This window comes from Lysinibacillus sp. COL-1, assembly GCF_059814265.1.
This window is the reverse complement of record NZ_JCAWSJ010000004.1, coordinates 1614228-1635196: the sequence shown is the minus strand read 5'-3', so window position 1 is coordinate 1635196 and position 20969 is coordinate 1614228. Positions and strand designations below refer to the sequence as shown.

The 20969-nt window shown below is 41.8% G+C and carries 19 protein-coding genes; 3 read left to right on the top strand and 16 right to left on the bottom strand.

Annotation, left to right across the window (positions count from 1 at the left end):
• Positions 1 to 60: 60 nt before the first annotated feature.
• The 4 genes from opuFB to AC6BKE_RS16210 form a co-directional block, all read right to left on the bottom strand.
• Positions 61 to 1578: an osmoprotectant update ABC transporter permease/substrate-binding subunit OpuFB gene (gene opuFB / locus AC6BKE_RS16225; protein WP_499857282.1), complete on the bottom strand. Its 1518-nt coding sequence runs from the start codon at positions 1576 to 1578 to the stop codon at positions 61 to 63.
• Complete coding sequence (locus AC6BKE_RS16220; RefSeq protein ID WP_036116868.1) at positions 1571 to 2527, bottom strand: ABC transporter ATP-binding protein; 957 nt, start codon at positions 2525 to 2527, stop codon at positions 1571 to 1573. The genes opuFB and AC6BKE_RS16220 overlap by 8 nt, the downstream gene beginning before the upstream one ends.
• A 97-nt stretch (positions 2528 to 2624) precedes the next feature.
• Entirely contained in the window at positions 2625 to 4421 is a 1797-nt protein-coding gene (locus AC6BKE_RS16215; RefSeq protein ID WP_499857280.1) for a vWA domain-containing protein, read from the bottom strand.
• 3 nt (positions 4422 to 4424) lie between these two features.
• Positions 4425 to 5483, bottom strand: a complete 1059-nt coding sequence (locus AC6BKE_RS16210; RefSeq protein WP_340810871.1) for an AAA family ATPase — start codon at positions 5481 to 5483, stop codon at positions 4425 to 4427.
• A gap of 144 nt (positions 5484 to 5627) precedes the next feature.
• On the opposite strand from AC6BKE_RS16210, the gene AC6BKE_RS16205 reads away from it, so the two are divergent.
• The 3 genes from AC6BKE_RS16205 (at position 5628) to AC6BKE_RS16195 (ending at position 8488) form a co-directional block, all read left to right on the top strand.
• On the top strand, positions 5628 to 7007 hold the full coding sequence (locus AC6BKE_RS16205) for a hypothetical protein (RefSeq protein ID WP_499857277.1): 1380 nt from the start codon (positions 5628 to 5630) through the stop codon (positions 7005 to 7007).
• Between the two features lie 199 nt (positions 7008 to 7206).
• Positions 7207 to 7932, top strand: coding sequence for a glucosaminidase domain-containing protein (locus AC6BKE_RS16200; protein WP_230593731.1), 726 nt, complete (start codon positions 7207 to 7209; stop codon positions 7930 to 7932).
• 118 nt (positions 7933 to 8050) lie between these two features.
• Positions 8051 to 8488: a hypothetical protein gene (locus tag AC6BKE_RS16195; protein ID WP_058844946.1), complete on the top strand. Its 438-nt coding sequence runs from the start codon at positions 8051 to 8053 to the stop codon at positions 8486 to 8488.
• Between the two features lie 50 nt (positions 8489 to 8538).
• Here the strand turns inward: AC6BKE_RS16195 and AC6BKE_RS16190 are convergent, their stop codons facing one another.
• The 12 genes from AC6BKE_RS16190 to AC6BKE_RS16135 all read right to left on the bottom strand — a co-directional run bounded on the left by AC6BKE_RS16190 (position 8539) and on the right by AC6BKE_RS16135 (position 20912).
• Positions 8539 to 9369 carry a C40 family peptidase gene (locus AC6BKE_RS16190; RefSeq protein ID WP_058844947.1) on the bottom strand — a complete coding sequence of 277 codons (831 nt, stop codon included), beginning with the start codon at positions 9367 to 9369 and terminating at the stop codon, positions 8539 to 8541.
• Positions 9366 to 10151 (bottom strand): serine hydrolase, encoded by a 786-nt coding sequence (locus AC6BKE_RS16185; RefSeq protein WP_036116855.1) that lies wholly within the window; start codon positions 10149 to 10151, stop codon positions 9366 to 9368. The genes AC6BKE_RS16190 and AC6BKE_RS16185 overlap by 4 nt, the downstream gene beginning before the upstream one ends.
• Before the next feature lie 7 nt (positions 10152 to 10158).
• The gene (locus AC6BKE_RS16180; RefSeq protein ID WP_330494048.1) at positions 10159 to 11091 is read right to left on the bottom strand and encodes a S66 peptidase family protein; all 933 of its coding nucleotides are present in this window, start codon (positions 11089 to 11091) and stop codon (positions 10159 to 10161) included.
• Positions 11088 to 12035, bottom strand: a complete 948-nt coding sequence (locus AC6BKE_RS16175) for an ATP-binding cassette domain-containing protein (RefSeq protein ID WP_499857273.1) — start codon at positions 12033 to 12035, stop codon at positions 11088 to 11090. Before AC6BKE_RS16175 ends, AC6BKE_RS16180 begins: the two co-directional genes overlap by 4 nt.
• Positions 12025 to 13080, bottom strand: a complete 1056-nt coding sequence (locus AC6BKE_RS16170; RefSeq protein WP_499857271.1) for an ABC transporter ATP-binding protein — start codon at positions 13078 to 13080, stop codon at positions 12025 to 12027. Before AC6BKE_RS16170 ends, AC6BKE_RS16175 begins: the two co-directional genes overlap by 11 nt.
• A 13-nt stretch (positions 13081 to 13093) precedes the next feature.
• A complete protein-coding gene (locus AC6BKE_RS16165; RefSeq protein WP_499857270.1) occupies positions 13094 to 14068 on the bottom strand; it encodes an ABC transporter permease in 975 nt (324 codons plus the stop codon).
• On the bottom strand, positions 14068 to 15012 hold the full coding sequence (locus tag AC6BKE_RS16160; RefSeq protein ID WP_342503945.1) for an ABC transporter permease: 945 nt from the start codon (positions 15010 to 15012) through the stop codon (positions 14068 to 14070). The genes AC6BKE_RS16165 and AC6BKE_RS16160 overlap by 1 nt, the downstream gene beginning before the upstream one ends.
• Positions 15013 to 15093: 81 nt before the next feature.
• Positions 15094 to 16917 carry a peptide ABC transporter substrate-binding protein gene (locus tag AC6BKE_RS16155; RefSeq protein ID WP_499857268.1) on the bottom strand — a complete coding sequence of 608 codons (1824 nt, stop codon included), beginning with the start codon at positions 16915 to 16917 and terminating at the stop codon, positions 15094 to 15096.
• A 447-nt stretch (positions 16918 to 17364) separates the two neighbouring features.
• On the bottom strand, positions 17365 to 18159 hold the full coding sequence (locus AC6BKE_RS16150) for a M55 family metallopeptidase (protein ID WP_058844953.1): 795 nt from the start codon (positions 18157 to 18159) through the stop codon (positions 17365 to 17367).
• The gene (locus AC6BKE_RS16145) at positions 18156 to 18770 is read right to left on the bottom strand and encodes a M15 family metallopeptidase (RefSeq protein ID WP_499857265.1); all 615 of its coding nucleotides are present in this window, start codon (positions 18768 to 18770) and stop codon (positions 18156 to 18158) included. The genes AC6BKE_RS16150 and AC6BKE_RS16145 overlap by 4 nt, the downstream gene beginning before the upstream one ends.
• A 383-nt stretch (positions 18771 to 19153) precedes the next feature.
• Positions 19154 to 20212 (bottom strand): DmpA family aminopeptidase, encoded by a 1059-nt coding sequence (locus AC6BKE_RS16140; RefSeq protein ID WP_499857263.1) that lies wholly within the window; start codon positions 20210 to 20212, stop codon positions 19154 to 19156.
• A gap of 1 nt (position 20213) precedes the next feature.
• Positions 20214 to 20912 (bottom strand): aspartate/glutamate racemase family protein, encoded by a 699-nt coding sequence (locus AC6BKE_RS16135; protein ID WP_058844955.1) that lies wholly within the window; start codon positions 20910 to 20912, stop codon positions 20214 to 20216.
• Positions 20913 to 20969 lie beyond the last annotated feature (57 nt).

The following is a 20969-nucleotide window of genomic DNA, read 5'->3' as shown; positions in this document are numbered from 1 at the left end:
TTATCCCTATCAATAATTATCGATAAAAATAAAACCCTCTAATGCTAGAGGGCCTGGCTTTTATTTTAATAATCCTGTCTCTACTAAAAATGCTTTTGCTACGTCTGCTGCGAGCTTTCCTTCCACATTTACTTGATAATTCATTTCTCGCATTTCATCGTCTGTAATGTGGTTTGCTAGTTGATTTAATGCCTTTTCAATCTCTGGATAGTTTGTTAGCGTTTCTTTTCTTAGCAATGGTGCTCCTTGATAGGGTGGAAACAATGCTTGATCGTCCTCCAATACATGTAGCTTGTATTGACGAATTTCACTATCCGTTGAATAGGCATCCAGTAAATTGATATCGCCCGATTGTATCGCCTGATAGCGAAGCTTTGGCTCCATCGTTGCAAGTGTTGGAAACACAATCCCATAACGTTTTTGAATGCCAACATAGCCATCTTCACGGTCATTAAATTCTAATGTAAAGCCTGCCTTCACCTTCTGCTCTATCGCTTGCAGATCAGAAATTTTTTGCAATTGATACGTCTCCGCCAAATCCTGTGATACGGCCAATGCATACGTATTGTTATAGTTCATGGGGCTTAGCATGACCATATCAAATTGCGCCAGCATGCCATCTTTTGCCTGATGGTAGACATCCTCTTGGTTATGATTGATCGCTTCCTCTTTTAAAAATTCCGTAATAGCTGTGCCCGTAAATTCAGGGTAAATATCAATACTCCCCGATTTTAACGCATTGAATACAAACGAGGTTTTACCAAGCCCTGGCTTTAGCTGCACAGTTAAGTCCGTTTCCTGTTCAATCAATAATTTATACATATTGATGAGTATCTCAGGTTCAGAGCCTAGCTTTCCTGCTATCACGATTTCATCTTGTGGTTTATTACTAAATAGCGGGAAGAAAATAATGATGAATGCCGTCAAACTAACGAGACTCAATGTAGTCAATGTTTTTTTAAAGGACAGGGATTCTAATTTTTTGAGCAACACATCAAAAATCAATGCTAACATGGCTGCCGGTATAGCTCCTATTAAAATGAGGGCTGTATTATTACGGTCAATTCCAAGTAAAATGATGTCTCCTAATCCTCCAGCTCCAATTAAAGCAGCTAATGTGGCGGTCCCCACAATTAACACCATCGCTGTTCGAATACCTGCCATCATGACAGGCATGGCCAGTGGTAATTCTACTTTCAATAAACGCTTCGTTCTATTCATCCCCATGGCTAATGCCGCTTCCTTTAATGATGGATCGACTTCATTAATGCCCGTATAGGTGTTTCGCAAAATAGGCAATAGCGCATAGACGACTAACGCAATAATGGCGGGAACTTTCCCAATACCAAATAGAGGTATTAATAAGCCCAGTAAAGCTAAAGAAGGAATCGTTTGCAAAACGGCACTGATGCCGATGATACTTTCAGCTATTTTCTTTTTATTGGTTAAATAGATACCTAGAGGAATGGCAATGAGAACAGCAAAAAATAAAGCGATGAAGGATAGTTGGATATGTTCTAGCAATGCCGCTAGCAGTTGTGCCTTCCGTTCTTGAAACATCTCCATCACATTAGTCATGCGCAAGACCTCTTTCCTTTGAATCCTTTGCTAAATAGTGCAGCATAGAGGCTCTTGTCACCATACCGATGAGCTTGCCATCCTCCTCGACACCTAATAAGTCATGCTGGGCTAGCTTGTCAAAAATTGTCGCAAGTGAAGCATCCACAAGTATCGTATCCTGGAACTCGCTTGTTGTCATGATTGGTTGCATGATGGCATGGATAGTAAACGCATGCTCTACCTGATGCTTGCTACCAATAAACTGTTGTACAAAGTCATTGGCAGGGTTTTGTATCAATTCTTGTGGCGTACCTATTTGGACAATTTCGCCATCTTTCATAATACAGAGGCGATCCCCTAACTTCAGTGCCTCCTGCATATCATGTGAGACAAATACAATGGTTTTCCTTATCGTACGTTGCATCTCCAGTAAATCATCCTGGAGTTTTGTACGACTGATGGGGTCTAAGGCACTGAACGGCTCATCCATTAAGATAATCGATGGGTCAGCCGCTAAGGCACGAATAACGCCCACTCTTTGTTGTTCGCCACCTGATAACTCCTGTGGCTTACGCTGGCGATATTTTTCTGGTTCAAGCCCAACCATCTCCAGCAGTTCCTCCACACGCTTTTGAATTTTTGTTTTATGCCAATGTTTCAATTCTGGCACAATCGCAATATTTTCTTCAATCGTCATATGTGGAAACAGGGCGATCTGCTGTAATACATAACCGATACTCCAACGTAACTCATGGATATTATAGTCACTGATTCTTTTACCATTGATCCAAATCGTTCCTTCTGTTAATGGAATTAATCGATTAATCATCTTCAATAAAGTAGTTTTGCCACATCCACTAGGGCCGATAATGACAAAAAATTCACCCTTTTTAATTTCGACATTTAGAGCTTTGACAGCTGTATGGTCGTTATCATATTTTTTTGAGACATTGTCAAATGTAATCATCTGTCATCTCCTTTTAAATTTGCGAATGAAATGAGAATAAGTTCACTTCTATATTTCACCAACAACAGTTCTTTCAAACATGTGCAGGTAGGTTTGGCTATTTCATTCTAAATACTTCGCCTTTTGGCACAAACGGTAGCTTGGCCCCTTGTGGCAATACGAAGGCGTGCTCTCTTTTTATGGTTAAACGATCACATTGACCATCCGTAATAATAAGGATAGGACCATCCTTTGGAAAATCCTGCGCTTCTTCTAGTAAACGGACACCAGGCTGTAGCACCGTGCCTCCTCTGCCTCTTACTTTCACTTTAGACAATAGCTCTTCAGGTGCTAGATAGCCTGCATCATAGGCAACGGCATCACAAAATATCACTCGTACAAGGGGAACATCTCTGGCAATACTATAGCTCGCGATTGTGCCGAGTGCTTTTCCTAGTAAGAGACGATCCATAGAGCCTGAGGTATCAATAAGGACTGCGAAAGTACGCCCATCTTCCTCTCCGCTTTGATGAACCCATCTTGGTCTAGCTATATCAGGTGTCGATGCTTGCCTTCTACTTGGACGGGCATATGTTCTCACTTTCTCTATCGGTTGAAACATCCGATCAAACCATTTGGCTAAGGCCACATCCCAAGCAATAGGTGGCTGTGCTAGACTACGAATTTCCTCAATGAGTCCTTGTGGTAAGTATCCTCTCTCCTGTGCCATATGATAGCTTAATCCTTGACTCAATGCTCTTCTATAAAAAGCATCCAAATCCACACCTGCCTTACCTTCCCAAAAGTCTGGTGGGTTCGTTTCAATCATATCTACTGTGCCTTGCCCTCGAAAGGTTCTTAATTTGCGATACATCCTGATATCCGTAACAATGCGATCATAAATAGATTCTGCCGAGAGCCCTTTTAAGGCTGGATCATATAGCCCACCAAATGCTGGCATCTCGCCAATTTTCATATCGATGAGCCAGCCATTGATGACATAATCACAAGCAACATTCCATAGATAGGGATCACGTCCTTGTCTGCGCGTAGCATGGCTTAATCCCGCATGCAGCAGTTCGTGTGCCATTAAAAAGCGCATTTCCTCATCGGTCATCCCTACAGCCGTATTCAAATAAATCTCCTTCGTTTCCACTGCGATGGCGGCAACAGAGATATCCATTCTTGTACAAACAAGTGGGTCTTCAATTATCGTAAAATCCGCAGCTAAAGCACCGAATAAGGGATATGAGCTCATAAACCAAGCCTTTGCGCGTTGTGCTTGTGTTACCCTCGTTGTTCCTCCAAATGTGGTTTCTACCCCACCTGCTACACGAATGGCGCTTTGCACTGCTTTCGATAAACCTTCTGCAAATAACGCAGCGTAATTGCTAGCTCCTCTATAAAGAACATTCGTTTTATTTTGTGAAATAATAAAATCCACTTGTCCTGGCATTGTACTATAGCCTTTCAAATCGTCTGGCACACCTTCGCGTAAAAATCTGTCATACAATTTTTCCTCCGAGCTAAAAGCTTCAAAAAGCGGATTACTCATTTCTTTAGGTGCTTGACCAAATTTTAGCTCTGCTAAAAACTTTGTAATATAGCAGTCACAGGCGATATTCCACAGTTCCTGCTGCTCTTTTGGTTGATGATGATGTAAGCCAAGGTGTAGCAAACAATGCGCTATGACATAGGCCCATTCGTTGGGCTGTCCTTTTTTATCTTGATTAACACAGATGACACCCGCGCTTGTGACGTAAGCCCAATCCTTTTGTGACATACTTTCATATTGCATGTACACAGCATGACATAACGCCTCGAACAAGGGATGTGTACTGACAATCTCATGCCCACGCGCGATCGCTTTCTCATTTTTCTGCTCCTGCTGTGATGCTTTCTTTTTTTTGGCCATATGTTAACCGTCCTTTTTGGCTACTAAACGTGGTAAATCCCGAATAACCTCCAGCATAAACCAAGCGGGTAAAGCTTCACCCTTTTGCTCTGACACAACCATCTGTGCAATTTCTAAGCTAATGGACGCTAAGTCCTTGATCAAATCTTTGGCACGAAAGGCTAATTGTCGTTGATTCCCCTTCAATGTCGTATGCTCGTTTGGAAGCTCCTTCAGTAACTGCGCACGGAAGGATTGCGCCATGAAATAAAGCAAATCTCTTTCTTCCGGTTGATCTGGCCAACGCAATTCACCATTGATAATTTTGGCTAGATCATATTTACTTTGCACTTGTTTGATAAAGGCTTTAAATTGACTGGCAATATGTGCAGATAGGCAGCTGCTTGCTAATAGATCGATTGTTTGTTCTGGCAAGCTATTGCCGTATGCATACAAGCAATCACTTAGCATATGCCATGAACGTGGTGTAGAGAATGGTTCCTCTGTTTTCGGCGGTTCGCTCCATAAATGGTCGGGACGCATTTGAATATACTCAATCACATAGGGATGTATTTCATGTGCATAGGCCCATTCAAGCCAATCTTTGTGCGATGCCCTTAGCTGAACATGGACCATACGATTGATTAATGCTGAGGACATCGGTTTAACAATCGCATTATCCTGAGCACGATTGCCTGCGCCAATGACAATCGTGCCCTCTGGCAACGTAAACTCTCCAATTCTGCGTTCATGAATGAGACTATAAAAAGCTTTTTGTACTTCCTGTGAGCAAGCATTTAATTCATCTAAAAAAAGGCAATAAGGCTCATTGCGCGCAATCATTTTGGGTGGACAAAAAACACTGTAGCCATCCTTAATTTGCGGAACTCCAATGATATCCTCGGGTGCTAGCTGACTGCCCAATAACGAAACACAGGGCAAGCCTAATTCGCTAGCAAAATTTTCAACAATCGCTGATTTCCCTATGCCAGGTGCTCCCCAAATAAAGACAGGTCGTATCGTCGCTACATTCAGTAGAAAATCGTATAGTTGTTTTTGTGTAACACTAAAAATCGTATTCAATCAAAACTTCCTTTCAACTAATCATTTTAAAGGTTCATAATACCATTTTCTATTAAATTGTGCTTGTCTCTACCAATCTATGAAATTGACTGTCAATTACTCACTGTGAGAAGATAAAAAAAAGCAATAGAGAGGTCGTGACGTATGCACAATGTCTATCAATTCATGGCGATTTCCCAACTAGCTGATAGATTTCCAGCAGACTCTTGGTGGGCAAAGTTTTACAAGGATTTTAGTGAGGATGATCTAGTAGCGTACTATGAGGGCGATTTGACACTTCCCTCTCTTGATTTGGATTGGGGTATGCCTTTTCCACAGCAAGATAAAACCATTCTTATTTTCATCAATGGCCATTTAACCGTTGACAACCTATACAATTTAGAAACAGATGGTGCAATTGGGCTGATGGTGATGGGCAATTTAATGGCTAAAAATATAGCGGTCGGTGGTCAGGAAATCTATGTACATGGAAATCTGACGGTCGAGAATATTTTATGTGGCTCATACAATCATGGAGAAGCTATTGTTAACGGCAATCTTCAAGCAGCAACATTAGTTCAGGATGACGAGTATCGCATCAATGTAAATGGCCAGAGGTCGCTTCAGTGTATCGTAAATATTTGGCACGGAGACGGTATTTTTCAAGAACTCCCCATTCGTATTCAGGACATATTAATCGATGAAGTATTTTTAGACGAGGATGAAGATGAAGATGAGGTCGGCTTTTCATTCGCTTCACTGGTGCAAATTTTTAAAGAAGGACGTTCCGCACTCACTCATTTTACAAGTGTTCCTCAAAGGACGATAGCATCTTCTGTTTATTTCACGCACCATTCGATTAATGCGGAAAACATACTGAAACTGACTACATGTATTTTGATGACACCAGACAAGCCTTCTTTTGATTTGACGGAACAGGATGTTTATTTCATGATCCAGTGCGCACATACCGATGCTGATGGGGACAAACGCAATGATAGTGTTTATATGAAGACTTCTCAGTATCACTATTTTATTTGGCTTAATGAGGATCAATCCGTCTCCCTCTTGAGAAAAACACTAGAGGAAGAAGCTGAATGGTGGGATATTACAGAATCATCGCAGGCGCATTTAGTGGATATTCACGATCACTGGCTCATGCTTTTAACGTGCATCAATGTAGCAGAGCTTTACTTGCATACTATCGAGATACAATATGTACGACAAATTTTCCAGCAGTCAGCAATCCAAGAATTAGAAGAAGACCATGATGGTTTCTGGGATGGTTCCAAATGCTATAGTTTCCGTCAAGCCTATCTGGATGAGGATGGTGATAGGATACATGCTCGCATTGAAATTCAGACGCCTGACGAAGCGTATTATTTTTATACACTTGAAAATCAATCCTATGTTTCCCGTTATTATCAGCCTCCTCATTATTATGGTCTTCAAGAGCTATCTTATATGAACACTAGACAATGGGAAGCCTCCGAGCAATATTTTGAGAGATTCAAACAATTTATGTCCCAAAATTTTAAAGTATAAGTGAGCAATAACGAGGAACTAATTAGCACTGGTAGCGTTCTATTAATGATGAAATCTATTTATTTAGACTGCTCTTTATTTCTTTTAAACTCTCTGTAATAATGGGAGATAGCTAAACTTTTAATAGAAGGGAGGGAGATGTGGTCACGACCAACATCCAGCTACAATGAAATACGTGCTAAACTTTTTTAAAGGACTTATGATTACCATTGTTGTTATTTGTATTTCGTTTTATATGGTAACACAGTTATTGAATACGACTGACAGAGAAGAGCCTGTCGTCATTGATAATGGCCCAAGTGTGGAGGAGTTTATTGGTGAAATCGCCGAAACTGCTCGGGACCTTGGTGCTGATAATGACCTATACGCATCCGTCATGATTGCCCAAGCGATTCTAGAAAGTGAGCATGGTCAAAGTGGACTAGGTTCTGCACCCAATTATAATTTATTTGGCATGAAAGGCAGCTACCAAAATGATTCCGTAACACTCGAAACATCAGAGGATGATGGTTCAGGTAATCTTTCCACAATCATGGCTGCCTTCCGCAAATACCCTTCCTATGAGGCATCCATGCAAGATTATGTAAAGTTAATGCGTAATGGCGTTTCATGGAACAAGGATTTTTACGCGGGCGTTTTCAAAAGCAACACAAAGGTCTATACAGATGCGACGGCGTTTTTAACAGGCTCCTATGCTACTGATTCATCATACAGTGAAAAATTAAATGCACTAATTGCAAAATATGATCTACAACAATATGACACCCCTGTGAAAGATAAGAAAACGATTACGGTGGCTGATGGGGATTCACTTATGAAGATTGCAGAGGTCTATAATGTAAAGGTGACATCGATTAAACAATGGAATCAACTGCGATCAGATCGCCTTGAAGCAGGCCAACAACTTAATATCTATCATTATTAATCCAAAACCCTCCGTACTCAGCCAACAAACAAGCGTATGGAGGGTTTCTTATAGTGGACGAAACCCTTTCTTTTGTCAAAACGTCTTTATGTAAAAATACGGAAAGGGTAGACATATCATGACGCGCATACAACTGCTCAGTGTTATCACCGTCAACTTAATCCTTTTGCCAGTCATTCAGCTAAGCTATAACCTATTTTTCATTACGACCATAGCTGAAAGTATGTTTCAACTGTTGCTGTTTCCGCTACTTATCCTTTTGCTAAATTTAGCGCTTTGGTGTTGTCGACTCAAAATAGCATCCTCTATCCATTGGATCTTTATCTATGTCGGTCAAGGAACAGCTTTAGCCTGTTATTTTGTGTTGCATTATTGGCAATTAGAGCCCTATCCAGACATGCCCCCAGGTGAAGCAGCCTTTGATTTATGTATGATTACTTTTTTTATCGGTGTGTGGCAGCTAATAGCGTTACTGCTTGTGAATGTTAGTACATTAGTTATCACCAAAATTGGGATGTCCTTAAAAAAACTGGATCGACTTAAATCTCATTGTTGATTGGACAGACATGCCATCGATTTTTCTCTTATAAAAACTCAAAGAGAAGCCTAAATATTTGGCTTCTCCTGAAAAAAAGTACCTACTGCTACTATCGTCGTAGCTAAATCCTGTCGAAAGAGCGGATGTTTTTCATCTAGACTATTAATGGTCACTTCATTGCCTCCTAGTGATGAGTGGATATAAAGCTGATCGCCCATATATAAAGCAATATGACCAGGGAAATAGATTAAATCACCCTTTTGCATCTGGTCTTGGTCTATTTTGACAATCGGAAAGCCCTCTACTATTTTGGCATCTCGAAAAATATAAACGCCATTGAACAGATAGGCCATTGAACATAAGCCAGAGCAATCAATCCCTAAAGGCGATTTACCACCCCATCGATAGGGTGCTGTTAAATAGCTAAGTGCCGTTTCCACAACGTTTTCTCGAAACTGTGCCTCCGATAATGCCTGAACTGAAATTTTCGGCTGCAGCCATTTTGTCCGAACATATCCTGTTTGTCCCGATACGAGTTGAATGGCCGACCATTCTTCTGGTACATCCTTTAAAGACATGACTTTGACGAACGAGCCCTTTACAAGCGTGAGTCGTTTGGTACTTTGGATACGTGGTTGCTGCAAAACATCTGCAAAGCTTTGACGAATGACATGCTGTGCTTCCCGTTGCCACGTGGAGGCGATTGCTGCATCTAACAGTAAATCTGTCTTCTGACAATAGCCTTCATAGCGATAGGCTGTTTGGACATATACCCAAGCTTCATTCACCTCTTTGACAATATCTACTGTCATCCCATAAAGTACCTCATCGACTAATTCAGAAGCTGCATCTGGCTTGGCCTGTAAATTGGCAACCATTGCTGTCACGATAGCCTTCAACTGTGTCCCTCCTTTCCCTCCACCAACTGCGCATAAACAACCTTTGATAGACGACCGATTAGTTGGCGAGCCTGCTCATTATCCATCACGTTTGTCATAAAAACACCGATACTATAATCGATTGTGCTACTATAAACAATCCCGACATCATGATCGACCGTATCAAGCCCGCCTGTTTTATGTGCCAGCTTCACATCCTCCACAAGATAACGCTTTAAGGAGTCGTGCACACGCTGACGGCTTAAGATATCAATGACCAGTTGACTGTAAGGGGCTGTTAGTAGCTCTTGCCGATAGATACGCGTAAAAAGATGCGCCATATCCCGTGCTGACGTGCGATTGTCTATGCCCTGAGCTAGCCGTTCTACATCCATCATTTTTCGCTGTAACACCGTGTCCTGTAACCCAATATGCCGAAAATAGTCATTCAAAAAGCTCATCCCTACTTCATCAATTAAGACATTCGTAGCTGTATTATCACTCGTAATAATCATCCATACAAGAAGGTCATATAAAGTGCTTTGGGTAAGCCGTTGCTCACTTATCACGCTAAAACCCACCCAATCGTCTGGTGAAATCGGCAGCGTAGTATCAAGTGATAATTTGTTATGCTCTATATATGAGAGCAAGGCTATTAGAATTGGAACTTTTATGACACTGGCACTAGAAAATGCAGTCTCTAGCTGATGACTCGTAAGCAATTGATTGGTTGTGAGATTATGAACAAATAGATGTACGTTGTAAGGGGATTCCTGAACCATTTTTTCAATAATCTGCTCCATATAATACCTACTCAATCACATGGATTCGCTGGTTGTCCGCATCCATTGAGATCGTTCTTCCTAAAGGCAGCGACATCGTTGGTAAGCAATGACCACATGCCATTTCGGCTATAATTGGCTTACCTAGAGGCACTAGTATTTCTTGGAAAATCATGTGTAGTGATAAGCTATGCTCTGGCCTTTGCAGATTTTCAGGCCCACAATTAGTCCATGCTCCTAACAAAATACCTGCCGCGTCATCGAACTTCCCCGCCAGTTTTAATTGTGTCAACATACGATCGACCCGTTGTTGCGTTTCATCGACATCTTCTAAAAACAGAATTTTACCTCTTGTATCAATTTCATAGGGTGTGCCAAGTGACGCTGTAATCAATGTTAAATTACCACCAATTAGCTGACCTGTAGCATTCCCGCTGACAAGTGTTGACATGGGTTGGTTAGAGGGATTTTCTAAGTAGAACGACGTTTTGTCATTGTCCATAATCTGCTGCCTGAAGGATTGCCATGTGTAGTCGTCCATTTCCTGTCTAATAAATTCCGTGGATGGCATCGGGGTATGATACGTAACAAAGCCACATAGCTGTTGAAAGGCTATATGTAAGGCAGTCACATCACTATAGCCTGCAAATACTTTAGGATTTGCTCGAATCAGCTCAAAATCTAATTGTGCTAAAATCTTCGTCGCCCCATAGCCTCCACGTATACAAAAAATGCCGTCAATAGTCGGATCACCAAACATGCGATGGACATCTGCCGCCCGCACATCATCAGCACCTGCTAAATAACCATGCCTTGCGTGACAGGTCTCCCCAACGACCACCTTGAGCCCTAGCTTCTCAATACTCGCAATAGCAGGCTGCAGCTTTTCTGGTGGTGTTGCCCCAGAAGCACTAATAAGACCAATAGTGTCACCTTTTTTCAATGCCTTTGGACGAATCATGTTTTTCCCTCCATTTTCAGTGAAGTACGATAATGCGTTAGTTCCTCTTCATTGGCCAAAATAAAATGACCTTCCTCTACTTCAACAAATGAAGGAGGATTTTCCTCATAAAGATGCTGTGACGGATCATACACTTCGACGATTTTCCCTCGTTCCTTATAAGGATTCGGCTCTGGTACTGCAGATAACAGTGCCTTTGTATAAGGATGCAGCGGATGGGCAAATAGCTTTTCTGTGTCTGCCAGCTCAACCATTTTCCCTTTATAAATGACCGCTGTCCGATCGGTAATAAAACGGACAATTGATAAATCATGGGCAATAAATAAATACGTTAAATGATTACGCTGTTGCAGACTAGTTAATAAATTCAATACTTGTGCTCGAATGGACACATCTAGGGCAGAGATAGGCTCATCTGCAATAATAAACTCGGGGTCCATCACTAAAGCACGAGCAATGCCAATACGCTGCCGTTGTCCTCCTGAAAACTCATGAGGAAAGCGGCTAGAGAACTCTGGCAGCAAGCCTACATTTAATAAAGCATTGCGAACCTTTTGCTGACGGTCTGCCTCATCCTTATATTTCTTTGAAGAGTATAATCCTTCGGAAATAATATAATCTACTTTTGCTCGCTCATTGAGGGAGGCCATCGGGTCCTGAAAAATCATTTGGATTTTCTGCGTAATTTCTCTATCCCACTCTTTCGAAATTTTGCCCTGTATACTTTTGCCATGATACAAAATTTGTCCTTCTGTCACCTCATTAATGCGCATAATAGCCCGACCAATCGTTGTTTTCCCAGATCCTGATTCACCTACAATGCCAAATGTTTCACCTTTAAAAATATGAAAGCTGACATCATCAATCGCTGTAAATTTATGTTTCCCTTTACCAAATACGACGGATACATTTTGCACTTCTACTAGCACTTCTTTATCGGTCATTAGCATACTGCCTCCCCTCTACAAAAAATGCTTGTAAAGCGGCTGGCGGCTCTACTTTTGGTGCAAGTGGATCTAATAACCATGTGCGCGCATAGTGAGTGTCACTAACCTGAAAAAAAGGTGGACGCTCCACAAAGTCAATTTTTAATGCATATGGATTGCGTGGTGCAAAGGCATCACCCTTTATTTCCTGAAAAAGATTCGGTGGCGTGCCCTTAATTGAATATAATTGTTCCCCCTTTGAGCCAAGCTGAGGTAAGGAGGAAATAAGTGCCCACGTATAAGGATGCTTACTATTAAAGAAAATTTCATGCGTTTCCCCGACCTCAATGACATCGCCCGCATACATCACGGCAATACGATCAGCCACCTTTGCAACAACGCCTAAATCATGCGTAATATAGATAATCGATAAGCCATATTTCTGCTGAAGATTCTTTAATAGTTGTAATATCTGAGCTTGAATGGTCACATCTAAAGCGGTTGTTGGTTCATCACAAATTAAAATATTCGGTTTACAGGCAATCGCAATAGCGATGACAATACGTTGGCGCATGCCTCCCGAAAATTCATGTGGGTATTGCTTATAGCGTTTTTTCACATCTGTAATACCTACATCTGTTAGCAACTTTAATGTTTCTTCATAGGCTTCCTTGCCTCTTAAGCCTTGATGCATGACGACACATTCCTCAATTTGCTTCCCAATGGTTTTGAGCGGATTCAACGATGTCATTGGGTCCTGCGTTACCATCGCAATTTCCTTACCTCGAATACGCAACCATTCTTGCTCTGTTGTAAACTGAGTTACATCCTGTGCATTGTAAATGATTCGTCCTTGCTGAATGCTGCCATTTTTATCTAGCAAGCCCATAATGGATTTCATCAGCACCGATTTTCCCGAACCTGATTCACCAACAATGGCTAAGCTTTCTCCCTTGTAAAGGTCGAGTGAAATATCGCGGATAGCTGTTAAGACACGACCCCGTAGCGTAAACTGAATGACTAAATTTTGTATGACTAATATGCGCGATTTTTTCAATGTCACTTATTTCCTCTCCTTACACATGGTTTTTCGGATCTGCTGCATCTGCAAAAGAATTACCAATAATATAGAATGCTATCGTGATGACACTTAACACAATACTTGGGAAAATCAGCTGATAACGTAAATCTGGTGACATCATGAGTACGCGTCCTTCATTAATTAAATTTCCTAAGGACGGCTCGCTGATTGGTAGCCCTAAACCGATATATGTTAGAAATACTTCGGCTCCTATCGCAAAGGGAATAGCGAGGCTCAGACGCAACATAATCACTGAAATTAAATAAGGTAATAAATTTTTTAAGATAATACGGTAATCAGGAGTGCCTAAACATTTTGAGGCTAGGTTGTATTCACGGTCACGTAAAATAACAATTTGATTGCGAATAAATCTCGCCATTTCCACCCATCCCGTTATACACATAGCTATAATGATCGTCGAAATACTTGGGCGTAAAATATAAGACATTAAAATGAGCACAATGGTTGTGGGGATATTATCGACAACATTATATAGCTGCGTTATCGATGCTTCTAATTTTCGTGAAAAGCCCCACAGTGTACCGATTGTAATACCGACTACTGCCTCTACCAAGGCTACGACACAGCCAATAAAGAGAGATGTTCTTGTGCCCGCCCAAATACGAGACCATAAATCCTGACCAATGGAATTCGTGCCAAACCAAAACTCTGCATTGGGGGTAATATTGCGTGCCTGCATCCCTGTTTGTTCATCCAAGTAAATTTCAGTTGGTGATTTTTGCGCTGGTAAATAAGGCTGGAGAATGGTGAAGCTGACAATAATAATCACTCCCACTAATAAAAAAACAGCTAGTCTATTTTTTAAAAAGGATTGCCATGTAGACCGCCAATAAGAGTAATTGGAATAGCCAGCTTCCTCTGCCTGTCTTGCGTCAACTTCAGCAAATTCAAACAATGTTTGACGGGACTTATTCGAAATATTATTGATTTCATCTGTATACATACCCATTAGCGCACACCCCCTCCCTTGCCTAATTTAATGCGTGGATCGACAAGTGCCATGGCAATGTCCCCTAAAATAAGTCCGATGATGCCAAGAGAAGAGAATACTAGCACTAAGCCTTGCACAATCGTATTATCCTGACGCTGAATGGCATCCACGAGTAAGCCCCCCATCCCTGGAATGGAATAGAGCGATTCGATATAAATAGAGCCTGTAATCGTAAATAGAATGGTGGCAGGTAAGTATTGTGCCATTGGAATAAAGGCATTTCGCAGTACATGCTGGAACATCAATGTCCGCTCCTTCACACCCTTCGCCCTTGCTAGCTTAATATAGTCCTTGTTCAGTTCATCTACCATATATCGTCGCATCCACATCGCATAGGAGGCTGTCGGCGCCAACGCCATGGAGGTAAGTGGCAAAATCCAAGTAATCGGCCTGTACGCATCAAACAGCATCGGTAATTGAAAGAGTTCCGTAATATACATTTGAATGACTAAGTAGTAGACTGCTGCTGGGACAGCAACGATAAAGACGATATAGCCTGTCCCTAGCCGATCTAGCCAACGCCCCTTACGATAGGCCATCAAAATCCCTAACGGCACACCAATGAGTAGCGATAAAGCTACTGCCCCCAAACCAAAGAGCAGAGAATACATAATTTTATCCGCAATAATCGTCACAACCGGTACATCCGTACGATAAGTGACCGATTTGCCTAAATCCCCTTGCAACAAATTTTTATAAAAATTTCCTAGCTGAACAAGCAATGGATCACGCAAGCCAAGATTTGTTAAATAAACTTCTTGCTGAGCCGGTGACATTTTATCGGCTGCCGCTCCTAAATATCCTTCCTCCGGCATTAATCGTAATAATGAAAAGACGATCGTGATGATAATAAAAAGGGTGAACACGGATTGTAAGAGACGTTTTCCTATATACTGCAACATGGCGCTATCCTCCTTTATCCAAAAGACTAAAGGAGATGCCGACTATTCTTTCGGTATCTCCTTTTCCTCTACGAAGCCATACTACTTTTCAGCATTCGCTAACGCTTCCGCACGTTCTTGCTCCCACTGCGCGAGCGCCTTTTTAAATTCTTCATTACTCATTGGCTTCTCCAGCACTTGCTGTCCTTTAAATTTCTCTGCCGTTACACCGAATGGCGAATATTGCGCCTCAAATGGATTTAATTTAGACGCCACATAGCCACTCCCCCCTACTGAATAAGGGATCACAAAGGCTTCATCAATTAAAAAGGCCTCTGCCTTTGCAAATAGCTCATAGCGTTTTGCGGCATCAATCGTTTCTTTCGCTTGATCCACAAGGTTTTGGTACGTCGTTTTGCCATTTGTCTCTTTATAGCCTTCTGCTAATTCTGGTTTATTGTAAGTACCGTCCACCGTGAATGGATCTGTATACGTAGAGGGATCTGCAAAGTCAGGACCCCAGTTCGCTTCTAAAAGCGCAAACTTGCCAGGACGACGCACCTCTGATAAGAAGCCTGTCGATGGACCAGCCTCTACAATAATGTCGACATAATCTGTCCCTAGTAATTTTTCAATCTGCTGTTCCACTACTTGAGAACGATTGGCCCAATCTGGACTGCCTGCATTATAGGGCATTAATACTTTTACAGGGAACGTGGCTTTACCTGCTAATGCTGATTTCGCTTTTTCTTTGTACTCTAGAGCGAGCTCTTTATTGAAGGAATCTTCATTGGAAATGGTCGTAAGTGGCGCTAATTGGGTATAATCCACCCCTTCTACATCGACAAAGTTTTTCGGTGTAATAGTATTGCTCAGCAAATCTGCTGGATTATAAGGCTCAACCGTCAGCATTGCGGACACCCGATCCAGTGCATGGAATAAGGATTTACGGAAATCTTTATTATTGACTGCAACCTTCCAGTTATCTGGCTCATATTGGGCGTCAAATTGTGGATTAAAGTTAAGTGCATAGAAGTAGGTATAGAAGTTATTTTGTGTTTGACGAACCTGGGATTTTTTCTTCTCGTCTTTAAACCATTCATCAATAATAGAGGTTGGAATACTAGCAGAATCAATTTCTCCACGTAAAAACAGCTCTGGTGCCACTGTTGCCGCTTCTTTATTGTATTTATAGCGAATGCGATCAATCAGCACCTTGTCTTTATCCCAATACGACTCATTTTTCACAAGAACACGCTCATTTTGCGGTTCAAATTTATCTAAAAGATAAGCGCCATTATAAAGGAAATTTTCACGCGTCGTACCAAAATCCTTCCCTTTCTCGGCAATGAACTTGCCATTCACCGGGAAGAAACAAACATAGTTCAACATAGAAAGGAAATAGGGTGTCGGGGCTTCTAAAGTATATTCTACTGTATGTTCATCTAGCGCCTTTATGCCAACCTCCTTGAAATCAGCCAACTCGCCGTTATAGAAGGCCTCCCCATTTTTTACGACCGTCGCAATCCAAGACGTCGATGATTCATTTTTAGCATCAAGCACATAATGTAAGCCATCCACAAAGTCTTGTGCCACAACATCTGCATAGTCCTTCCCCTCATGTGTGACCCATTTAGCATCATCACGTAGCTTGAACGTCCAAACAGTAGCATCCTCATTAGCAGACCATTCCTTCGCCAATCCTGGCTGAACGACTCCATATTGATCGTATTCTATGAGTCCATCCACCATATTTGCGGCCACCGCAAATTCATTTGTTTCAGACGTCTTTAAATAATTTAACGTTTTAATTTCTCCCGAATACACAACACGATATTCCGATGCCTTTTCACTCGATGATTCATCATTGCAGGCTACACAAAACAATACGACCAGACATATGAACAGCAACCAAGACTTTCTCACAAGCATCCCCCTAATCATCTTTTTATAATGAAAATCCTATTGCAAGGACGGATGCACCTTCAATAGGATCTTTCAAACATAAGCTAGGTCCTTCTAAATCGACCCACTATCGATGAAATGCACAACGATTCCATGCTCGTTGTCACGGTAATGAGATAAATTTGTAGGTTCTATCAAATCAAACATATTGGACAGCGTGTCCCACTGCTTTTTGACTACATCTTTGAGTGGTGGCTTCGCTGGAATGAGCGATTTTGCCTTGTTGTGATCGGGGCAAGCGCTTTACTGAGCAAATTCTTCACTCGGGTGAGCGCCTCTCCTCTTTCTGAGCGAGCTCATCGCTTCGATGAGCACTTTGTAAGTATTTTCCTGGATGAGCACTCTATTCCTATTTTGGAACGAAGCTATCACTATTGATCATTCATTGATAAAGCAAGCTCAGTAGCATCATGTTAAAAATTGTAAAATACGAAGCACCTCATAAAAATCATCGGTGATAAACTCTACGGTATTATGTGGTTTGAATGTGGCATTTGGATAGAAAGAATTGCGATAAGCTCGTGTATGGTCTCGATAAATAATCTCCACCACAAAGCGTTCTGGTAACGCTACCTGCAAATCAGCACGTGGCACTTTCATTGCAGACTCTACCAGACGTTTGGTTTCCATAATGGTTAGCTGTGGGCTGACACTAATCGTTGCATTTCCGATGCCTTCCTTTGTGGCAAATGTAATCATATGTTCATTCAAGGCCTGTATTTCCTCTGTTAGCCCCACATCCCCACTAACGAAGGATACAGGAACATCATGTAAAGCCGCCGCATACGTATTGATTAAAAATTCGCTTGCATAATGACCATTAATTTTGACGTCGGCATATGTGCAAAGTGTATGGGCAAGTGGATTGCGCTCACTTCCTCCTTTACTGTGGTAGCCAATAAAAATGGCACGGTCAAAGCTTTGATCGAGACCTGCCACCATACACATTGGATCGTATGTCCAGCCACGGATGACTTTACAATTGATTGGTAAATTGGAAATGTCGAGATTGCGAGCAGAATCGTGGGCATCCTTTAATAAAATTTCTGTGGCGCCTCCTGCTATCGCTCCTTCAATGGCTGCTTCTACTTCTCGTGTCATTTGTCTTTGGAAAAACAGATAGTCCGGTGCGTTTAACTCGGTCTCACTCCATGATGTTGTACCTGTAATCCCTTCAATATCTGCGCTAATATAAACCTTCATAGAAATCGCAACTCCTTTACATTATGATTTTGTATTGTTGCGTGTACTGCTCCATAATGGGCTACCTGCGCTTGCACACGTCTTGCCCATGCCACATTGTGATAATCGTAATGCCACCATTCCTCTGCATAATTCGTGAATCCAGCAAGTGACAAGCAGTTGTACAGCAGACGCCGATGCTGACAGGCCAGCGGATTTCCCTTCAAGTGCTGTTCAAAATAACGTGTCGCAGATTTTTCATGCATTTCGTCAAAAGCTGTACCAAGATCCAATGCTTTACCGTGGACATCAGCCAGCGTGACATCAATTGCACCACCTGTTAAATGTGGGGCTAAATGGGCGAATTCTTCACTTGGCAAAGCTACATATTTTTTCATAGCCTGCACAAGCTCCTGTGGTGTTGCCTGTGGCATTTGTTGTGCTAATTGCTTTGAAAAATGGGTAAACAAATACTGCTGTACTTGAAACGGACGATACCCATCATAAAGTAAGAGACTATATTCCTGTGGTAATAACGTTAACGCCTGCTGCAAACGCTTATAGACCCCTTCTCGCACATAAATAACTTGCAAACTATCAGGAATCTGTTGCTGATAGTAGATAGGCTCCATGAATAGTCTCGGATGTGTAGCTGTGACCCGGATAAGCGGCTCACCGTTTTCACGAACAAACGGAGATAGAGGTGGATTCCTATTTACAGCTGCCGCTATTGGTTGAAATAGGTTGATGATATTGGCACACCTCCTTATTTTTTAGATAATTCAGTTTTTTTAAAATGAATGTTATCATATCTCTCTAGCATTGACTAGATAAAAAAGGAATAATTACAATATAATAGTTTTTCTCCTATAATGATTCATATTCCAGCAAAACACTGTCGAAAAATCACTTTTGTCCTCTAGTTAAGGATTTTATTCATCGCATTGCTCGCTCATGCTAACGAAGTACAAAAAAAGCTATCGAAACATGGATGATGTCTCAATAGCTTTAATCGTTATGCCTTATGAAAAGCGTAAGCTTCCACTGTATGGCCATTGCGCCCCGTTGTAGTCTGGGCCTGAGATAATGAATTGAGTATCGCTTCTTCTGTCGCTTCAGCTGCGGCGACAAACAACTGATTCATGACGGGATGATCCTCACGTAGCTGTGTTCTTGTTTCCATCAGCTGATCTGTCGTATGAGGAATACTGTGTGCCGTTGTAAAACCAATGACTACATCCCCACTACCATGTGAAAAGTGACTACCTGTCCGACCGAGACCGATACCACAGCGTTTAATGACGCGCAGCAATTGGCGGCTACTCAACGGGGCATCCGTTGCAAGAATAATAAGTATTGAACCATCCGTAGGAGATAATGTTGATTGGCTTTGCCTATTGGAAGCGTTGTAACGCTCGGCTAAAAACTCAGTGCTTTGGCCAAAATTACTGAGAACTAGACAGCCAACTGTATAGCTAATTTCCTGTTGTTCAACTTTAACAAGGCGAGAAGACGAACCAATCCCCCCTTTATAGCCAAAACACATCATACCTTTCCCTGCTCCAACGGCTCCTTCCTGTACTATATCCGTAGAGGCTTGACGAATGGCTGCTATTGCATGTTCTGGTGTCACGGGACACGCTCGAATCGAATTTAAATAACTATCATTACATTCGCCTACCACAAGATTAATCGTTCCTGTTATGAGCCCAATATCTTCATTCAAGTCCAACATATAGCTTAATGTTCCTTGTGTAACGGCTGGCACGCCAAAGGTATTCGTTAACATAATAGGTGATTCGATCACACCAAGCTCATTGACTTGCACAAGTCCCGTTGTTTTTCCGAAACCATTTAACACATAGCTTGCCGCCGTTACCTTTTGCTGAAATAAATTACCACCATGCGGTAAAATGGCTGTGACTCCTGTACACGCATAAGCACCGTCCTGATCTAATGGCTCATCCAATGTGACATGTCCCACCTGAACTCCCGCTACATCGGTCATACAGTTTTTTGGTCCAACTGGTAACTTGCCAATCTTGATGCCCATTTGTCGTACCTTGCCTGGCATATTACAACTCCTCCTGAATCGCCATGGACACCGCAGTTTGTGCATGAATGGCTGCTGTATCAAACACTGGCACACTAATATCCTCCTGCTGAATCAATAAACCAATCTCCGTACAGCCTAAAATCACTCCTTGTGCCCCCGCTTGCACAAGCTCCTCAACAACTTGGATATAGTACGATTTGGCGTCTTGCTTAATGATACCTAAACACAGTTCTTCATAAATAATCCGATTTACTTCCATTCGTTCGTGGCTGTCTGGCACAATAACCTCAATACCAAAGCCCTCCACTCTTGCTTTATAAAACGCCTGCTCCATCGTATACTTCGTGCCAAGAAGGGCTATTTTCTGTAGACCTGCCTCTTTAATTTGTCTAGCTGTTGCATCCGCAATATGTAAAATCGGGATGGTAATCGCTGCCTCTATAATATCAATGACCTTATGCATCGTATTCGTACAAATAATAACGAAATCTGCACCTGCACGCTCAAGTGATTGCGCTGCTTGTGCCAGAACATTCCCCGCTTTGTCCCACTCTCCTTTCGCTTGAAAATGCTCAATTTGTTGGAAATCCACACTATATAAAATACATTTGGCAGAATGTAAGCCTCCTAGTCGCTGTTTGACCTGCTCATTCATGAGCCTGTAATAGGCAGCGGAGGATTCCCAGCTCATCCCACCAATTAAGCCGATTGTTTTCATCAACATCACACTCCTTTTCTATTATTATACGCATAACTCGCAATGAAATAAGAGAAT